This is a genomic window from Marinobacter sp. DSM 26671 (assembly GCF_900112835.1).
GTDB lineage: Bacteria > Pseudomonadota > Gammaproteobacteria > Pseudomonadales > Oleiphilaceae > Marinobacter > Marinobacter flavimaris.
Genome location: NZ_FONF01000006.1, coordinates 95303 through 110139 on the forward strand (window position 1 = coordinate 95303; position 14837 = coordinate 110139).

Genomic DNA, 14837 nt, shown 5'->3' on the forward strand with positions numbered 1-14837 from the left:
CCGCTAGGCAGTTGCTCGCGGCCTCGTGACCCGGTCAACCAGATACACGAGGCCGTGATAGTCGATACCGCTGTGCCGGCTGAGTCCGATTTCGCAGGTTCGGCTGGTGGATATTCCTTCCTCGCAGCCGGCCGTCTGCTCTACCAGTGTCTTCAGAGAATGGGCATTCAGCTCGGGCACATTGAAGCCCTTGTCGCCGGCAAAGCCACAGCAGTGGATGCCCTCGGGCACCACCACCTGTGTGCTGCACCGCCGGGCAATATCGACCAATCCCTGCGACTCCCCCAGATGCTGGGTGCTGCAGGTAACGTGCACCGCCAGCGGGGTCTGCTCGGGCTCGAAATCCAGGCGCTCGTAGAGATGATCACGAATGAACCGGACCGGATCAAACAGCGTCAGGCCGGCTTCCTCGGCGGCTTCGCGGACTTGTAGGGTGCAGGGACTGGTGTCGCAGTAGATCGGATCGACGCCATTGCGGCTGGCCCGCAACAGCGCCGAAATCAGCTCATCTTTCTTGGTCGCCGCCTGGTCCGGATAGCCTTTGGAGGCGAACGGCTGGCCACAACACAGGCTGTCCAACGCCTCCGGATACACGACCTGGTAACCGCCCTTCTCCAGCAGCCGTCGGGTGACCTCGATCAGCGGTTCCTGCGCCTTGTCGCCCCGCGCCGGTCCCATGGTCCGGGATACACAGGCGGCCAGATACACCACCCGTGGCCGACCATCGGACGGTTCCGGCGCTTTCGGTGAAACAAACCGCACCGGCTGGGGCAGGCTCGGATCCCACTGGGCCACCCGGCCACCAGACACCTTGCGAACGCCGGCACTGAGACGGGTCAGCAGTGGCGCGCCTAGCAGTCTTTCGGCTGTGGATGCGCCGGCCAGGACAAAACGGGTCGCTTTCAAGGCGCCGGCAAAATGCTTAGCCAGCTGATTGGCCACGGACTGGCCGGTGGCCTTCTCGCTGCGCAGCTTGCGCACCAGATCGCCGGTATTGATTCCCACCGGACAGCGCTGGGCACAGAGGCCGGTCGCGGCACAGGTATCCAGGCCATGGTACTGATAGGCTTTTTCCAGTTCGGCAGTGTCTTCGCCGGCACGGCGGCGGGCCTGAATATCCCGCCAGATCACAATGCGCTGGCGCGGCGAGAGGGTCAGCCCCTCCGAGGGACACACCGGCTCGCAGAAGCCACACTCGATGCATTTGTCCACCAGCGGATCCGCCTCCGGCAGAGGCTTCAGGTTCTTGAGATGGATCTGCGGATCCTCCGAGAGCACTACATCCGGGTTGAGCAAATTCTCCGGGTCCAGCAACCGCTTGATCTGCCACATCAGTTGCCAGGCATCGTGCCCCCATTCCAGTTCCACGAACGGCGCCATGTTGCGACCGGTACCGTGTTCCGCTTTCAGCGAACCACCAAACTCCACCGCCACCAGCTGCGCCACGTCTTGCATGAAGGCTTCATAACGGGCAACTTCCGCGGGGTCGTCAAAGCCCTGTGGAAACACGAAGTGCAGGTTGCCTTCAAGGGCGTGGCCAAAGATGATCGCGTCGTCATAGCCATGCTTCACGAACAGCGACTGGAGGCGGGTGACCCCCTCGGATAGCTGATCAATCGGGAAGGTCACATCCTCGATGATCACGGTGGTGCCGTTCGGTCTGACTGCCCCCACGGCAGGGAAGGTACCCTTACGAATGGCCCACAGCTGATCAGACACTCTGGCGTCGCGGGTAAAGTCCACCTGCTGCTCCAGCGGGAATTCAGCGAGGCACGCCCTGATCCGGGTCAGCTGCTCATCCAGAACCTGCGAAGACGACGCCCGGGTCTCCACAAGCAGCGCGCAGGCGCTTTCCGACAGATCATGAATCCAGTCCGGCAGGCCCGGCTTGTCCTGCACCGAACGAAGACTGCGTCGATCCAGCAGTTCCACCGCCGCCACCGGTTGTGAGCGCAGCGCCGACGCTGCCCGGCAGCAGCTCTCCGCATCCCGGAACACCAACAGGGCCGTGGCTTTGTCAGGGTATTCGGGAACGGTGTTGTAGGTTACCGCGCTGACGAAACCCAGCGTGCCTTCGGAGCCCACCATCAGGTGCGTCAGGATGTCGAGTGGACAGGTAAAATCCACCAGGGCGTTCAGGGACAGGCCGGTGGTGTTTTTCAGGCGGTATTTATGTCGAATACGCTCCGCCAGGTCGGGATTCTCCCGGGTATTGATGGCCAGCTTTTTCAGGGCCGCCAACAGATCACCGTGGCTGTCGCGAAACGCCGAAACGCTTGCCGGATCCTCGGTATCCAGCACTGCCCCGTCGGCCAGCACCAGCCGCATTCCGGCCAGCGTATGGTAGCTGTTCTGGGCCGTACCACAGCACATACCGCTGGCATTGTTCGCAACAATGCCGCCAATCTTACAGGCGTTGATGGACGCCGGATCCGGTCCGATCTTGAAGCCCTTGGGTGCCAACCAGGCATTCGCCTGAGCGCCAATCACACCCGGTTGCAGACGAATCTGGCGGCCTTCTTCCCGGATGTCGTGGCCGTTCCACTGATCGCCCAGAACAATCAGGATCGAATCACTGATCGCCTGTCCGGAAAGGCTGGTACCGGCGGCCCGGAAGGTCACCGGGACCTTGTGGCGGCGGGCGATGGCCAGGAGATCGACAACCTCTGCTTCATCCTGAACCCGCACCACCACCTTTGGGATCAGGCGGTAGAAACTGGCGTCGGTTCCGAACGCAAGGGTGGACACCGGATCGTTAAAGACCCGGTTTTCGGGAATCCGTTGCCGGATATCGGCCAACACTTCCGGGGTAAAAGTCATGCATCCTCCAGAACCAGCACAATGAGCTCACGGGGGCCGTGGGCGCCATAGGCCAGCACCTGTTCGATGTCCGCGGTCTTGGACGGGCCAGACACCAGCAGAACATTTGTTGGCAGCCCCGCCGCCCAGTCCTGAGCCACCATCATGTCATACAGATTGTCGTGAATCTCGCTGGCCTTGAGCAGGGCAATGTGTACCGGCGGCACCAGGCTCATCAGCCGCGGTTCATGGCGATCCGGCCAGAGCACGAGCGTGCCGGTGGCGGCAATACCGCCAAGGGTACCGGTCAGGCTGGCCTCCACGTTCCAGAACAGCTCTTCTTTCCAGGCTTCCACCGGCTGATCGTAGGCCAATAACTCGACCTTCTGCTCCGTGGCCTCGAAGTAAGCCTGCAGCGCCCGGCCATGTTCTCTCGACGGGGCGCACAACAGGTTGGTGAGGTTGCGTTTGTTCAGCAGCTGCGTCACCAGGTCCGGCCAGCTGTCAGAATGGCACTGGTGCACTTCCGTGTGGACCGCTTCCATCAGGCTACGCAACCGGTCGATCCGGTCTTCCGGCGCGTACCGCCAGGGGACCGTAACCAGCCGCTCATCAAATTCGTCGGGGCGGGGCGTGGTGCCGGCGAGGCTGTTTCTCAATTTGCCAAGGATGTTCGCGCGGGCGCTCATGATGGCCGACCTCCGTTCTGGTCAAGGTGCCGGGCCGCCAAATCATGCAGGGAGCGGCGGGCCGGCACCGGCGCACTGTGATTCTCGGTCCAGGAGCCGGCTTTTTTCGGGGCCAGCACCCGGAATCGGGTCGCGGCCCAGAGAAAACTGCGATACAGCGCCGGCCGGGTATTCAGCATCTGCCAACCACGCCAGATCCACCTTTCCGTCCGGGAATATTTGGCGCCGCCACCTTTCACCTGCTGCGGTTGCTCCGGGTTTTTCACGTTCTCCTGACGTAGGCGCTGCAGAAGTTCAGGAATGGGAATCTTGACCGGACAGACCTCGCCGCAGGCTCCGCACAGAGAGGAAGCACTGGGATGGTCCGGCACCTTGTCCAGTCCAGCCATGTGCGGCGTGATGATCTTGCCAATGGGGCCTGGGTAGACCTCACCGTAGGTGTGGCCGCCCACCCGGGTATACACTGGGCAGTGATTCATGCAGGCGCCGCAGCGGATGCAGTTCAGGGTCTGGCGCATCTGGGCATCGGCAAAAGCGCCGGTGCGGCCGTTATCCAGCAGCACCAGGTGCACCTCTTCCGGACCATCCAGCTCGTCGGGCTTGCGGGGGCCGGAGATCAGGTTCACGTAGGTGGTAATGGGCTGACCGAGGGCCGAGCGCGTCAGCAGGGACACCAGGGGCACCACGTCCCTCAGGTTCGGCACCACTTTTTCAATGCCTGTTACCGCAATGTGCACGGGCGGCGCCGTCGTGCTCATGCGCCCGTTGCCTTCGTTTTCCACCAGCAGCAAGGTGCCGGTTTCGGCGATGGCGAAGTTCACTCCGGAAACACCCACATCCGCTTCCATGAATTTCCGGCGCAGGGTCCGGCGACCAATCTGGATCAGTTGGTTAACGTCTTCGGTCTCCGGCTCGCCCAGTTTGTCGTGGAACAGCTTGGACACCTGCCGCGCGTTCTTGTGGATCGCCGGCATGATGATGTGGGAGGGCTTTTCGTTGTCGAGCTGAACAATGTATTCCCCCATGTCGGATTCCAGGCATTCGACGCCCCGCTCCGCCAGGTAGTCGTTCATCTCCATTTCTTCGCTGACCATGGACTTGCCTTTCACCACCTGGCTGCCCTTGCGGGCTTCGATGATGCCATGCACCAGGCTGTTGGCTTCCTCGACGGTCTCCGCCCAGTGAACCTTGACGCCGTTCTCCGTCAGCTTCTGTTCAAGCTGCTCCAGCAAATCCGGCAGACGGGAAAGGGCACCGGCCTTGATCCGGTTGCCCAGTTCCCTCAAGCCTTCACGCTCGTCGGCATCCGGAAAGGCGTTGGCCCGCTTGGTCATCAGCGAGTCCATGGCCACACGGAAATTGTTGCGCAGCTGACCGTCCGCAAGGGCTTCTTCGGCGCGGCCCCGGAAGTCCGGGGTCAGCTCGGTAACCGGAATACGCTGACTCATGCCACCTCCCCTGCGTTGGCGCCGTTGGTACGCTCCCAGAGGAAACTGGCCAGGTGCCGGCCCCGGAAGCTCTTTTTCTGTTTCTCCAGCGACCCGTTGATGTTCATCAGGCAGCCGCCGTCGGCGGTCACCATTTCAACCGCGCCGGAGTCGATCAGTGAACGGGTCTTGTCTTTAACCATGGCCCCTGAAACTTCCGGCATTCGCACCGAGAAGGTGCCGCCAAACCCACAGCATTCGCTTTCATGGTCGTGATCGATACGTTCGACACCTTCAAGCTGCTGCAAGAGCTCGCGGGCGTGCAGGTGGGTGTTCATTTCCCGGCGGGCCGAACAGGAGGTGTGCAGTGCAATCTTGCTGGGCGCGCCCCGGTCCGCCAGCTGCACCCGGCAGACTTTCAGCAGGAACTCGGTCAGCTCGAAGGTGCGCTCGGCGAGCGCTTCTACCCGCTTGAGCGTGTCCGGCTCATCGGCAAACAACGCCGGGTAATGGTGCCGGAACATCCCGGCACAGGAGCCGGACGGCACCACGACCGGCAGACCCGATCGATCGAGGATATCCAGCTGGGCGCGGGCCACTGCCTTGGCCTCATCCCGATATCCGGAAGTCCAGGCGGGCTGCCCGCAACAGCTCTGCTCCTGGGGGAAATGCACGCGAACACCTTCCCGCTCCAGCAGGCGAATGGCATCCAGCCCGGCCTCAGGAAAGAACAGATCCACCACGCAGGTACCGAACAGAGTGACCGCTTCCGGCTTCTCCGGGTAATGCCGGTCGGCTTCCCGCTCGGGCGATACCCGGGTGGCATTGGGAGCGGCATCGTAAAACAGCTGACTCATTGATTGCGCCTCAAGACAGTCTCAGACAGACAAACTGAAAATTGGTAATACCAATTTACACACAGTAATAACCAAGGTATTCGAGACCGCTTGCTGATGTCAAAGTTTTCCGCAGCAGACTTCAGTCTAACCATCGCAGATACACCGGGGCTTGGCCTGAATCGCGCACTATGGTATTGGTATTACCAATAAATTCTTGGACAGGAAATTCGTTCTTATGGACGTCGGACAGATCGCCCCACGCAGACTCGCGGACACCATTGTGGAACAGCTGGAAACCATGATTCTGGAAGGCACCCTGCAACCGGGCGAGCGGCTGCCCCCGGAACGGGTATTGTCGGAGCAGTTCGGCGTGTCCCGCCCTTCCCTGCGGGAGGCCATTCAGCGGCTGACCGCCAGAGGCCTGCTGATCAGCCGCCAGGGCGGAGGAAACTATGTCACTGAGTCCCTCGGCGGCAGTTTCAGCGATCCGCTGATTCCTCTGCTTGAAAACCGGCCAGACGCACAACGGGATCTGCTGGAATTTCGCCGCACACTGGAGGCGGACTGCGCCTATTACGCAGCCTTGCGAGCGACAGAGGTCGACAGGGCTCACCTGAAAACCGCTTACGAGGCACTGCAAGCCTGCTATGGCAGCGACAGGAACCGGGACCTGGAAGCCGAAGGGGCAGCCGATGCCCGGTTCCACCTGGCGATTGCCGAGGCGAGCCACAACGTGATTCTCCTGCATACCATACGAAACCTGTTCAACATGCTGAAAAGCAACGTGGTTACCAACATCGGCGGCATGTATCGAAGAGAGGCGGAGACCCGGCAGGGTCTGGTGGAACAGCACCGGATGCTGTACGAAGCCATCACTGAAGGCAGGGCCGAGGAAGCCCGGGAACTGGCCGGCAAGCACATCCAGTACGTTCAGCAAGTACTCTCAGAACGCAGTGAGAGCCACCGCCGACTGGAGCGCTCCCTGCGGAGGGACAAGCTCGCCCGATCCTGAGCCCATGCGGTGAGGGCCTCAGAGCAGGCGATTGATCTCTTTCCACAGCCTGCGATAGGCATCGGCGGCAACGGAGCTGGGCGCGAGCAGCTCTACCGGCGTGCCCTCTTCGCCCATCTTCTCCACCACGCTGGCGTTCGGAATGATGGTTTTCAGGCCTTTGGGTAAAATCTCATCCTGCGCGTTGATCAGCTCCCGGTGCAGCCCTTTGCGCCGGTCGGCCATGGAATAGAACGGGTGCAGCTTACCCGGCTTCAACTTCTTATCCTTGGCAAACTCCAGCAATTGCTTCCAGCTGTTGAGAGACAGCCAGGTGGGAATCACCGGCACGAACACCTCGTCTGCCGCCTTCAGCACCTGCTCGGAAAGCCTGGAAAGCGACGGCGGGCAATCCAGTACCACGAGACTGGTTTCTTCAGACAGCGGCGCCAGCCACTGTTTGATCAGGTTGCTGCCATCCTCCTGATCCAGCTTTACATCCAGGTTGCGGAAACTGGTGTGAGACGGGATGAAATCCAGGTTTTCATAGTCACTTTCGTGAATGAATTCGGCGATGGGCGTCTTGCCCTTGAGCAGCTGCGATAACTTGTGCCCTTTGATTTTGTCGGCCCCAGCCAGATACCAGCTGGAGGCGCCCTGGGGGTCAAGATCCCAGAGCAGTGTGGGATAGCCGGCCTGGCTGGCCAGATAGGCGATATTCACGGCGGCGGCGGTTTTGCCAACACCGCCCTTCAGACTGTAAAACGCAATGGTCCTCATCCTGTCAGATCCCTTAATCCAGGCATAAAAAAACCGGGGAAGTCCCCGGTTAAAGCATTCACACGATGCACAACACAATGCATGTCGTCCTGATGAGTTTTCAGGCTATGCTTTCCCGGTGACAGTTTGATGACAGCCTTCAGGCCATCCTCAAAATTCCCGCATCCTTACTGGCTTACTTTCTCCCAGACGGTCAGCTCGGAGAAGCTGTGCTGGAACTTGTTTCTCGTTTCCCTGATGACAAACGGCAGGCTCCAGGGTTCGAACAACAGCCGGAAATGGGGCGCCAACATCTCCTTGAGGCCGTCGAATGTCGAGAAATCTTCTCCGTTCTTCTTGAACCCGCCAACCCAGTGTTCCTTCGGCGTGTACTCTTCCAGCCAGGTATAGGGTGAGGCAATCACCAGAAGCCCGAGTTCGTTAATCCGCTCATGAATGGTCTCCAGAAACAGAGATGGCTGGTACAACCGGTCGATCAGGTTGCCTGCGAGTACCAGATCATACCCGGTGAACTGCGATGGCAGATCGCAGGCGTCGCCCTGATGAAAAGACACGCGCTCAGCGGCCTCCTCCAGCCCGAGGGACGCAAGAGACTGGTCCTGAAAGGTTACCAGCTCCCCCTCCTCCGGGCGCGCATAACGCACCCTTCTGTCACTGGCGACTTCCTGGCATTTGTTGACGAACGCCCTGGAAAAATCAATGCCGTCCACGTGCCGGAAATGGCGGGCCAACTCAAGGCTGGTGCGGCCCACGGCACAACCAATATCCAGCGCACGATCCAGGGGCCTGCCATCCATCGCATGCATGGCAGCATCCGCCAGCGCCTTGGGGAAGTTGGCCTCTCCGTGCCACCGCTCGCCAAAGTGAAATTCCAGGTATTGGGCGAGTGTGGTGTCGTTTTCATAGTACTCGGCTTGCTGCAAGAGAATTCTCCTACCCTGAATGGTTCAACGGCTTCATCTAGCGTAACAGGAAGTTGCCAATACCCTGATCAATAACCGTCTCTTCCGAGCGATCCTTGAGAGGTACGCCGGAAACCTCCTGACGGCGAGCCTCCCTGAGCAAATACCCGAGCCGCCGGCTCGCCTCTTCGAACGACAACCCAGCCGGGCGGATATTGGATATGCAGTTTCGGCTGGCGTCAGTCAGTCCGGGCTCCGGCGCCCAGGTCAGGTAAAGCCCGAGGCTGTCTGGAGAACTCAGGCCGGGGCGCTCACCAATCAGCACCACAACACATCGGGCGTTAAGCCGGTTACCGACATCATCACCAATCGCAACCCGTCCCTGAGAGACAACGATCAGGGGCGCCAGTTCCCAGGTCTGATCATCGGCCTCAAGATTCGCCAGCAGCGCCTCGAGAAACCCCACGGCGTTTTCCTGTACGCCATAGGAGGACAAGCCGTCTGCGACCACGAGAGCCAGGTCGACCGGTGAATCACCGGTGTGGCCCTGGCGGTCCAGCGCCTCACAGGATTTCTGGCTGAGCCTGCGCCCGAGATCCGGGCGTTGCAGGTAGGTTATCCGGTCGCTGGCCTGACTTTGCAGATGAACCGGCTCATGGGGCAATAACGCTTTTCTCCGCTCGGTCAGTTCGGCCAGGTCCTTCATCAACGCTGAGGTATCCAGTGGCAGATGGACCGCATCCCTTGCCTGGGCATGGGCGAGCTGAAACGCCAGCATCTCATGCGTGGGCAGGCTGATACCGGCCCGGCCAAGACCAATCCGTGCATCGGTCCAGGCTGAGAGCCGGCGCCAGGGGTTGGCGATTACTGATGGCTTATGGTCAGTCATGATCCGACCCCTCCGGGCAAACTGGCCAGGCTTTTCCGGAAGGCTTCTGGTAACCCGTCTGCGGGCACCTTGCCCGCGCCATCCTGGAAAATCTGCATGCGGGTGAGCCACTGTTCGAATTCCGGCGCCGGCCGTTTGTCGAGCACCCGGCGAACGTAAAGGGCATCGTGAAACGAGGTGGTCTGATAGTTCAGCATGATGTCGTCGGAGCCGGGTATACCCATGATGAAGTTACAGCCGGCCACGCCCAATAAAGTCAGCAGGTTGTCCATGTCGTTCTGATCGGCCTCGGCATGATTGGTGTAGCAGATATCACACCCCATTGGCAGGCCCAGCAACTTGCCACAGAAATGGTCCTCCAGCCCGGCCCGCGTGATCTCCTTACCGTCAAACAGGTATTCCGGCCCGATAAACCCGACCACGGTATTCACCAGAAGCGGCTCGAATTTGCGGGCCACGGCGTACGCCCTGGCCTCGCAGGTTTGCTGATCGACACCGTGATGGGCATCGGCCGACAGCGAGCTGCCCTGGCCGGTTTCAAAATACATCACGTTGTTACCCACTGTGCCGCGGTTGAGAGACAACGCTGCGTCCCGGGCCTCGGCCAGGGTGGCCAGATCAAACCCGAAACTCCTGTTCGTGGCTTCGGTGCCGCCAATGGACTGGAACACCAGATCCACCGGAGCCCTGTGCTCGATGGCTTCCAGGGTATTGGTTACATGGGTCAGTACGCAGGACTGGGTGGGAATCTCGTACTTGCGGATCACCTCATCCATCAACTGCAGCAGCCGGACACTCTGGGCCACGTTGTCCGTGGCAGGATTGATTCCGATCACCGCATCGCCGCTGCCATACAGCAACCCGTCCAGGATGCTGGCGGCAATACCTGTTATATCATCCGTGGGATGATTGGGCTGGAGCCGCGTCGACATCCGCCCCGGCAGGCCGACGGTGCTTCGGAAAGCGGTTTGCACCCGGCATTTCTGCGCGACCAGGATCAGGTCCTGGTTGCGCATGATCTTGCACACAGCCGCCGCCATCTCCGGAGTTATCCCGGCGCGGATGCGCACCAGCATCTCGGGCGTGGCCAGATCGCTCAGCAACCAGTTCCGGAAGTCGCCCACGGTCAGGTGGGAAACCGGCTCAAAGGCCCCGACATCGTGGTCGTCGAGAATCAACCGGGTAACCTCATCCTGCTCGTAGGGGACGAGGGCTTCAGTCAGAAAGGTCTTCAGGGGCAACTCGGCCAGAGCCATCTGGGCCACCACCCTTTCCTCGGCGGTATGGGCGATGACGCCGGCCAGCCGGTCACCTGAGCGCGCGGGCGTTGCCTTCGCCATTAACTCTGCCAGCGTTGCAAACTGCCATCGCCGGTTTCCCAGACTGTACCGATACATTGCCCTCTCCCTGAGGTTCAAACTCCTACTATCTTAGGTGAATATCACCCGGGCAGATCAATAGCACGGTTAGTTTTCGGTGGGCGACCCTGTTCTGAGCAATCCCGTGAGCCAGTCCGTCAGCTCGGGATAAGCGTCGAGATCGAGCACGAATTCCTGCCCCCTGGCAGCACAAGACAGATAGCACCAGGGCGGTTCCAGGCACCACCGGTCCGGCCTGGTGTGATAGCTCAGGGGAGGCCGTTTATCGCCAGGATAAAACCCGGCGGGCAGGCGCCACCGGGTGGGCAGACGGCTCTGGGGGTCGGTCAGGACCAGCTCCTCGCGAAGCTCTGGAAACACGCCACTGCCGGACCAGACCTCTGCGCCGCCTGCCAATCGAAACGACAGTGAGGACGTGTAGAGCGTATTGCCTGGATCCGGCTCACCGTGGCGGTGCGGATGATACCGGGCCCATGGCAGGGCATCCGGAGCCAGTTCGTCAACAGTATGAACCCGGTCGATATGAAGCCACCCCCAGAGGGCATGGAACGGCCGGGTTCCGGGCACAAAACGCCAGCGCCGGTTATGCATTTCGGCGTGGCGGAAAACGCCGAAGAACAGAAAAAGATCTCCCGGCTCAACGCCCTGATTGCGAAGGTGCCCCTGGGCTGAGCCAGTCTGACCCAGCAGAGGTCGCCAGCCTTCTCCGCGGGGGTAGGCACTCGCTATCAGATCCGGATCCAGGTGGGCACCGTGACTACCCCGGATTCGGCCACCGGTGAGATCCCGGGCAATCTTGCCGAGCCTGCGTTTGTGGAAAACCACATCGTCATAGCGGATTCGGGACCGGGTATCAGGAATAGGCAAAACGCACAGCGAGCCATCCGGCAGGACCGGGCTGGGACATCCACCGGCAGAAGAATCAAATCCTTTTCGGCTGAGGATCAATCGCATGGCATTACTCGAAAAGCATGAAGGCTGAACGGGCGGTAAATGCTATCTTAGACAAAACAAAAATGCGCGAATGTCACTGACCGGAACCGCCAACACCATGAGAATTGTCTGCATCTCCGACACCCACAGCATGCACCGCCAGATCCAGGTTCCGGACGGCGACCTGTTGATTCACGCCGGGGATTCCCTCGGGGTTGGCACACTGGACGAACTCGAGGATCTGGACCAGTGGTTCTCGGAGCTGCCCCATACCAACAAGATACTGATTGCCGGAAACCACGACTGGTGTTTCCAGGACGAACCGGCAGAGGCCCGGGAACTGGTGCGTAACGCTCATTATTTGCAGGACAGCCCGTTGGAGCTTGCCGGCCTGAAGTTCTGGGGCAGCCCGTGGACGCCAGTGTTCTTCAACTGGGCATTCAATCTGGAACGGGGCGATGCCATTGCCGAGCGCTGGGCCCGCATCCCCGGAGACACCGATGTCCTGATCACCCACGGGCCTCCCGCGGGTGTTCTCGACAGAATCGAGTCTCCCTCTGGCATCGTGCGCCCTGGCTGTGAGGCCCTGGCCGAGCGGATCGCAAGACTGTCCCTGAAACTCCATATCTTTGGCCATATTCACGAAGGCCACGGCGAAGAACAGATTGGCGATTGCCTGTGCGTAAACGCCAGCACCTGTAACGGCAGTTTCAAACCGCTGAACCCGCCGATTGTGATCGATCTATAGCACCGTTCGCGGCTAATCTTGAAACAGGCGCCGGCAGACACCATGTTTTCTATCTCTCGAATTCCACTTTTACTGCGGGAGCTCCATGCCTGACTGTCCAGATTACTCGCTGCTCGAACTGGCCTCCGTCCGCGAGGGCGATTCGGTAGGCACCACGCTTGCCAACAGCGTGGCCTATGCCCAACGGGCCGAGAAACTCGGTTTCAAGCGCTTCTGGCTGGCCGAGCATCACAACATGGAAGGCATCAGCAGTTCCGCGACGTCTGTCCTGATCGGACACATCGCGGGTAAAACAGAGTCTATTCGGGTCGGTTCCGGTGGTGTCATGCTGCCCAACCACCCGCCACTGGTCATTGCCGAGCAATTCGGAACACTGGAGAGTCTGTACCCGGGGCGGATTGACCTTGGACTGGGCCGCGCGCCGGGCACTGACCCGGTGACCGCGCGGGCCCTGAGGCGCGACGGTCTGGGTGCTGAACAGTTTCCTGAGGATGTCGCCCGGCTTCAGTCCCTGCTTGGCCCCCTGCAGCCAGGACAGCCCGTGAAGGCCATTCCCGGCGCGGGCACCAATGTGCCGCTCTGGCTGCTGGGATCAAGCCTTTACAGCGCCCAGCTGGCCGCCATGCGCGGTCTGCCCTATGCCTTCGCCGGACATTTCGCACCCCGGCTCTACAGGGAAGCGCTCAAAGTTTACCGCGACAACTTCCAGCCCTCGGAAACACTTGAACAACCCTATGCCATGCTTGCCCTGCCAGCCGTTCCGGCCGATTCCATTCAGGAGGCAGAGTTTCTTGCTACCACCAGCTACCAGCGCATTCTCGCCCTCTTCCGCGGACAACCGCTGTGGATGAAACCGCCTGTAAACAGCATGGACGGGCTCTGGAACGCGGGCGAGAAAGCCAGTGTGAAGGATTTTCTGGGTCTGCAATTGCTTGGCGATGCCGAAACGATCGGGAGACAGCTGCGGCAGATTCTCTCGGACATTGAGGTCGAGGAGCTGATGTTCACGGTGGATATCTACGACCCCGAGAGGCGCCGGCATGCGCTCGACATCCTGGCGCAAACCAGAAATGCCGGGCTGGCATTGTCCTAAAGCACAGATTCCACCGCGTCGATCAGCTCCGGATCCTGTGGGCGCACCCGGCTCGGAAAGGAGTCGACGACCGTGCCGGAACGGTCAATCACATACTTGGTGAAGTTCCAGCGCGGGGGTTGGCTCTGCTCATTGATGGCCCGGAACACCGGGTTGGCCTCGGCCCCGGTCACCGCTCCCGGTGCGATCATGGTGAAGGTCACTCCGAAGTTCTTGAAACAGACGGTGGCCGCCTCGGCTTCGGAATCTGCCTCCTGCCGGAAATCGTCGCTGGCGAAGCCGACCACAACCAGCCCTTTCTCCGAATACTGTTTGTGCAGGGCCTCGAGCCCCTCGAACTGCCCTGTGTATCCGCAACGGCTGGCGGTGTTGACCACCAGCATGGGTTTGCCAGCCGCGAGATCACAGAGGTTTACCGTGTCTGTTGAGTGAAGCTTGCGTTGTTCATGATCGAGAAACGCCGGACAACTGTCCGCCATGACCACCTGCGCTCCTGAAAGACCGAGAATCAAAGCGGTGATTATCAGACCTCGTTTTACCTGTTTCATGGATCCGGATTCCCTGTTCAACTAGGTTGATGTATACGCCGCAACCGGACCGATGGCTCAGCCAGCACGGTGGACAGAGCAGGCCCTGCCGCTCATCATTCAGGTGATTAAAGCGTTCAGCACCGGAGCAACATTCATCATGACAGACACCCCGATCCACGTCTTCCTTTCCCACGGCCTGGAGAGCGGCCCCGGCAGCACCAAGATCCAGGCCATGAAAGCCGAGGCCGAAACCTTTCCGGGCATTCAGGCCCACGCCATTGATCACAGCAGCACCCGGGATCCAGCGACACGGCTGGCCCAGATGCGCGAGGCAATGGCTGAATGCAATGCCAAGCCGGAAAACACCATCCTTGCCGGTTCCAGCATGGGTGGCTGGGTCTGCGCCCAGACATCCTCGGAAACGCCTGTTCTGGGATGCTTCATGCTGGCGCCAGCCCTGGCGATGGCCCGGTATCCCCAATCCAGCCCGCTGATCCAGGCGGACCACCGTCAGATCATTCATGGTTGGGATGACGACGTGGTAGCGGTAGCGCCGGTGCTTGATCTGGCCCGTGATCAGGGCCTTCCGATTCTGGTCCTGCCGGATGGGCACCGACTGGAAAACAGTCTTGATCGGGTCGTCAGTGAGTTCCGCGAATTCCTTCAAACCTGCCTTTCAGATATGAATCGACCGTGAATTCATGGACTTGCGAAACCGACAAAACCTCCGTTGCTAAAATGATTGTTTTGGCCATTTTCTTGCGAAAACCGCTTTGTTTTGCCAGTCTTTATTAATGTAACAATACATTACGGTAAAAACACGAACGGAGAAAACCCG

At 60.3% G+C, this 14837-nt stretch carries 14 protein-coding genes; 4 read left to right on the plus strand and 10 right to left on the minus strand.

Annotation, left to right across the window (positions count from 1 at the left end):
* Window positions 1–3: 3 nt before the first annotated feature.
* Genes BM035_RS08610 through BM035_RS08625 form a run of 4 tightly spaced genes read right to left on the minus strand, consistent with a single transcriptional unit; the run spans window position 4 to window position 5772 of the window.
* On the minus strand, window positions 4–2820 hold the full coding sequence (locus BM035_RS08610) for an FAD-binding and (Fe-S)-binding domain-containing protein (protein WP_092031164.1): 2817 nt from the start codon (window positions 2818–2820) through the stop codon (window positions 4–6).
* Complete coding sequence (locus BM035_RS08615) at window positions 2817–3488, minus strand: LutC/YkgG family protein (RefSeq protein WP_092031165.1); 672 nt, start codon at window positions 3486–3488, stop codon at window positions 2817–2819. Before BM035_RS08615 ends, BM035_RS08610 begins: the two co-directional genes overlap by 4 nt.
* Window positions 3485–4936 (minus strand): LutB/LldF family L-lactate oxidation iron-sulfur protein, encoded by a 1452-nt coding sequence (locus tag BM035_RS08620; protein WP_092031167.1) that lies wholly within the window; start codon window positions 4934–4936, stop codon window positions 3485–3487. The genes BM035_RS08615 and BM035_RS08620 overlap by 4 nt, the downstream gene beginning before the upstream one ends.
* Window positions 4933–5772, minus strand: coding sequence for a (Fe-S)-binding protein (locus tag BM035_RS08625; protein ID WP_092031168.1), 840 nt, complete (start codon window positions 5770–5772; stop codon window positions 4933–4935). Before BM035_RS08625 ends, BM035_RS08620 begins: the two co-directional genes overlap by 4 nt.
* Before the next feature lie 217 nt (window positions 5773–5989).
* Between BM035_RS08625 and BM035_RS08630 the strand changes: the two genes are divergently transcribed.
* Entirely contained in the window at window positions 5990–6766 is a 777-nt protein-coding gene (locus BM035_RS08630) for an FCD domain-containing protein (protein WP_008177230.1), read from the plus strand.
* 18 nt (window positions 6767–6784) lie between these two features.
* On the opposite strand, the gene BM035_RS08635 is transcribed toward BM035_RS08630, so the two are convergent.
* The 5 genes from BM035_RS08635 to BM035_RS22625 all read right to left on the minus strand — a co-directional run bounded on the left by BM035_RS08635 (window position 6785) and on the right by BM035_RS22625 (window position 11649).
* Window positions 6785–7525, minus strand: a complete 741-nt coding sequence (locus BM035_RS08635; protein ID WP_092031170.1) for a ParA family protein — start codon at window positions 7523–7525, stop codon at window positions 6785–6787.
* A gap of 167 nt (window positions 7526–7692) precedes the next feature.
* Window positions 7693–8448: a putative 4-mercaptohistidine N1-methyltransferase gene (locus BM035_RS08640; RefSeq protein ID WP_062783055.1), complete on the minus strand. Its 756-nt coding sequence runs from the start codon at window positions 8446–8448 to the stop codon at window positions 7693–7695.
* A 37-nt stretch (window positions 8449–8485) separates the two neighbouring features.
* Window positions 8486–9316, minus strand: a complete 831-nt coding sequence (eutC, locus tag BM035_RS08645; RefSeq protein WP_014579193.1) for an ethanolamine ammonia-lyase subunit EutC — start codon at window positions 9314–9316, stop codon at window positions 8486–8488.
* Complete coding sequence (locus BM035_RS08650) at window positions 9313–10713, minus strand: ethanolamine ammonia-lyase subunit EutB (protein ID WP_092031171.1); 1401 nt, start codon at window positions 10711–10713, stop codon at window positions 9313–9315. The genes eutC and BM035_RS08650 overlap by 4 nt, the downstream gene beginning before the upstream one ends.
* A gap of 69 nt (window positions 10714–10782) precedes the next feature.
* Window positions 10783–11649, minus strand: coding sequence for an Nmad3 family putative nucleotide modification protein (locus tag BM035_RS22625; RefSeq protein ID WP_158254277.1), 867 nt, complete (start codon window positions 11647–11649; stop codon window positions 10783–10785).
* Window positions 11650–11719: 70 nt separating this feature from the next.
* On the opposite strand from BM035_RS22625, the gene BM035_RS08665 reads away from it, so the two are divergent.
* A complete protein-coding gene (locus tag BM035_RS08665) occupies window positions 11720–12376 on the plus strand; it encodes a metallophosphatase domain-containing protein (RefSeq protein WP_092031176.1) in 657 nt (218 codons plus the stop codon).
* Between the two features lie 85 nt (window positions 12377–12461).
* Window positions 12462–13469 (plus strand): LLM class flavin-dependent oxidoreductase, encoded by a 1008-nt coding sequence (locus BM035_RS08670; RefSeq protein WP_062783072.1) that lies wholly within the window; start codon window positions 12462–12464, stop codon window positions 13467–13469.
* Here the strand turns inward: BM035_RS08670 and BM035_RS08675 are convergent.
* Window positions 13466–14017, minus strand: a complete 552-nt coding sequence (locus tag BM035_RS08675) for a glutathione peroxidase (RefSeq protein WP_041645966.1) — start codon at window positions 14015–14017, stop codon at window positions 13466–13468. The genes BM035_RS08670 and BM035_RS08675 overlap by 4 nt on opposite strands.
* Before the next feature lie 139 nt (window positions 14018–14156).
* Here BM035_RS08675 and BM035_RS08680 point away from each other — a divergent pair, with 139 nt between their 5' ends.
* Complete coding sequence (locus BM035_RS08680; protein ID WP_425269228.1) at window positions 14157–14696, plus strand: YqiA/YcfP family alpha/beta fold hydrolase; 540 nt, start codon at window positions 14157–14159, stop codon at window positions 14694–14696.
* Window positions 14697–14837: the final 141 nt, after the last annotated feature.

Excerpts from the sequence above, each read along its gene's own strand:
- BM035_RS08635 (WP_092031170.1), bottom strand. The coding sequence starts at position 7,525 with ATGAGGACCATTGCGTTTTACAGTCTGAAGGGCGGTGTTGGCAAAACC.
- BM035_RS08620 (WP_092031167.1), bottom strand. The coding sequence starts at position 4,936 with ATGAGTCAGCGTATTCCGGTTACCGAGCTGACCCCGGACTTCCGGGGC.
- BM035_RS08665 (WP_092031176.1), top strand. The coding sequence starts at position 11,720 with ATGTCACTGACCGGAACCGCCAACACCATGAGAATTGTCTGCATCTCC.
- BM035_RS08680 (WP_425269228.1), top strand. The coding sequence starts at position 14,157 with ATGACAGACACCCCGATCCACGTCTTCCTTTCCCACGGCCTGGAGAGC.
- BM035_RS08630 (WP_008177230.1), top strand. The coding sequence starts at position 5,990 with ATGGACGTCGGACAGATCGCCCCACGCAGACTCGCGGACACCATTGTG.
- eutC (WP_014579193.1), bottom strand. The coding sequence starts at position 9,316 with ATGACTGACCATAAGCCATCAGTAATCGCCAACCCCTGGCGCCGGCTC.
- BM035_RS22625 (WP_158254277.1), bottom strand. The coding sequence starts at position 11,649 with ATGCGATTGATCCTCAGCCGAAAAGGATTTGATTCTTCTGCCGGTGGA.
- BM035_RS08615 (WP_092031165.1), bottom strand. The coding sequence starts at position 3,488 with ATGAGCGCCCGCGCGAACATCCTTGGCAAATTGAGAAACAGCCTCGCC.
- BM035_RS08610 (WP_092031164.1), bottom strand. The coding sequence starts at position 2,820 with ATGACTTTTACCCCGGAAGTGTTGGCCGATATCCGGCAACGGATTCCC.
- BM035_RS08650 (WP_092031171.1), bottom strand. The coding sequence starts at position 10,713 with ATGTATCGGTACAGTCTGGGAAACCGGCGATGGCAGTTTGCAACGCTG.
- BM035_RS08625 (WP_092031168.1), bottom strand. The coding sequence starts at position 5,772 with ATGAGTCAGCTGTTTTACGATGCCGCTCCCAATGCCACCCGGGTATCG.
- BM035_RS08675 (WP_041645966.1), bottom strand. The coding sequence starts at position 14,017 with ATGAAACAGGTAAAACGAGGTCTGATAATCACCGCTTTGATTCTCGGT.
- BM035_RS08670 (WP_062783072.1), top strand. The coding sequence starts at position 12,462 with ATGCCTGACTGTCCAGATTACTCGCTGCTCGAACTGGCCTCCGTCCGC.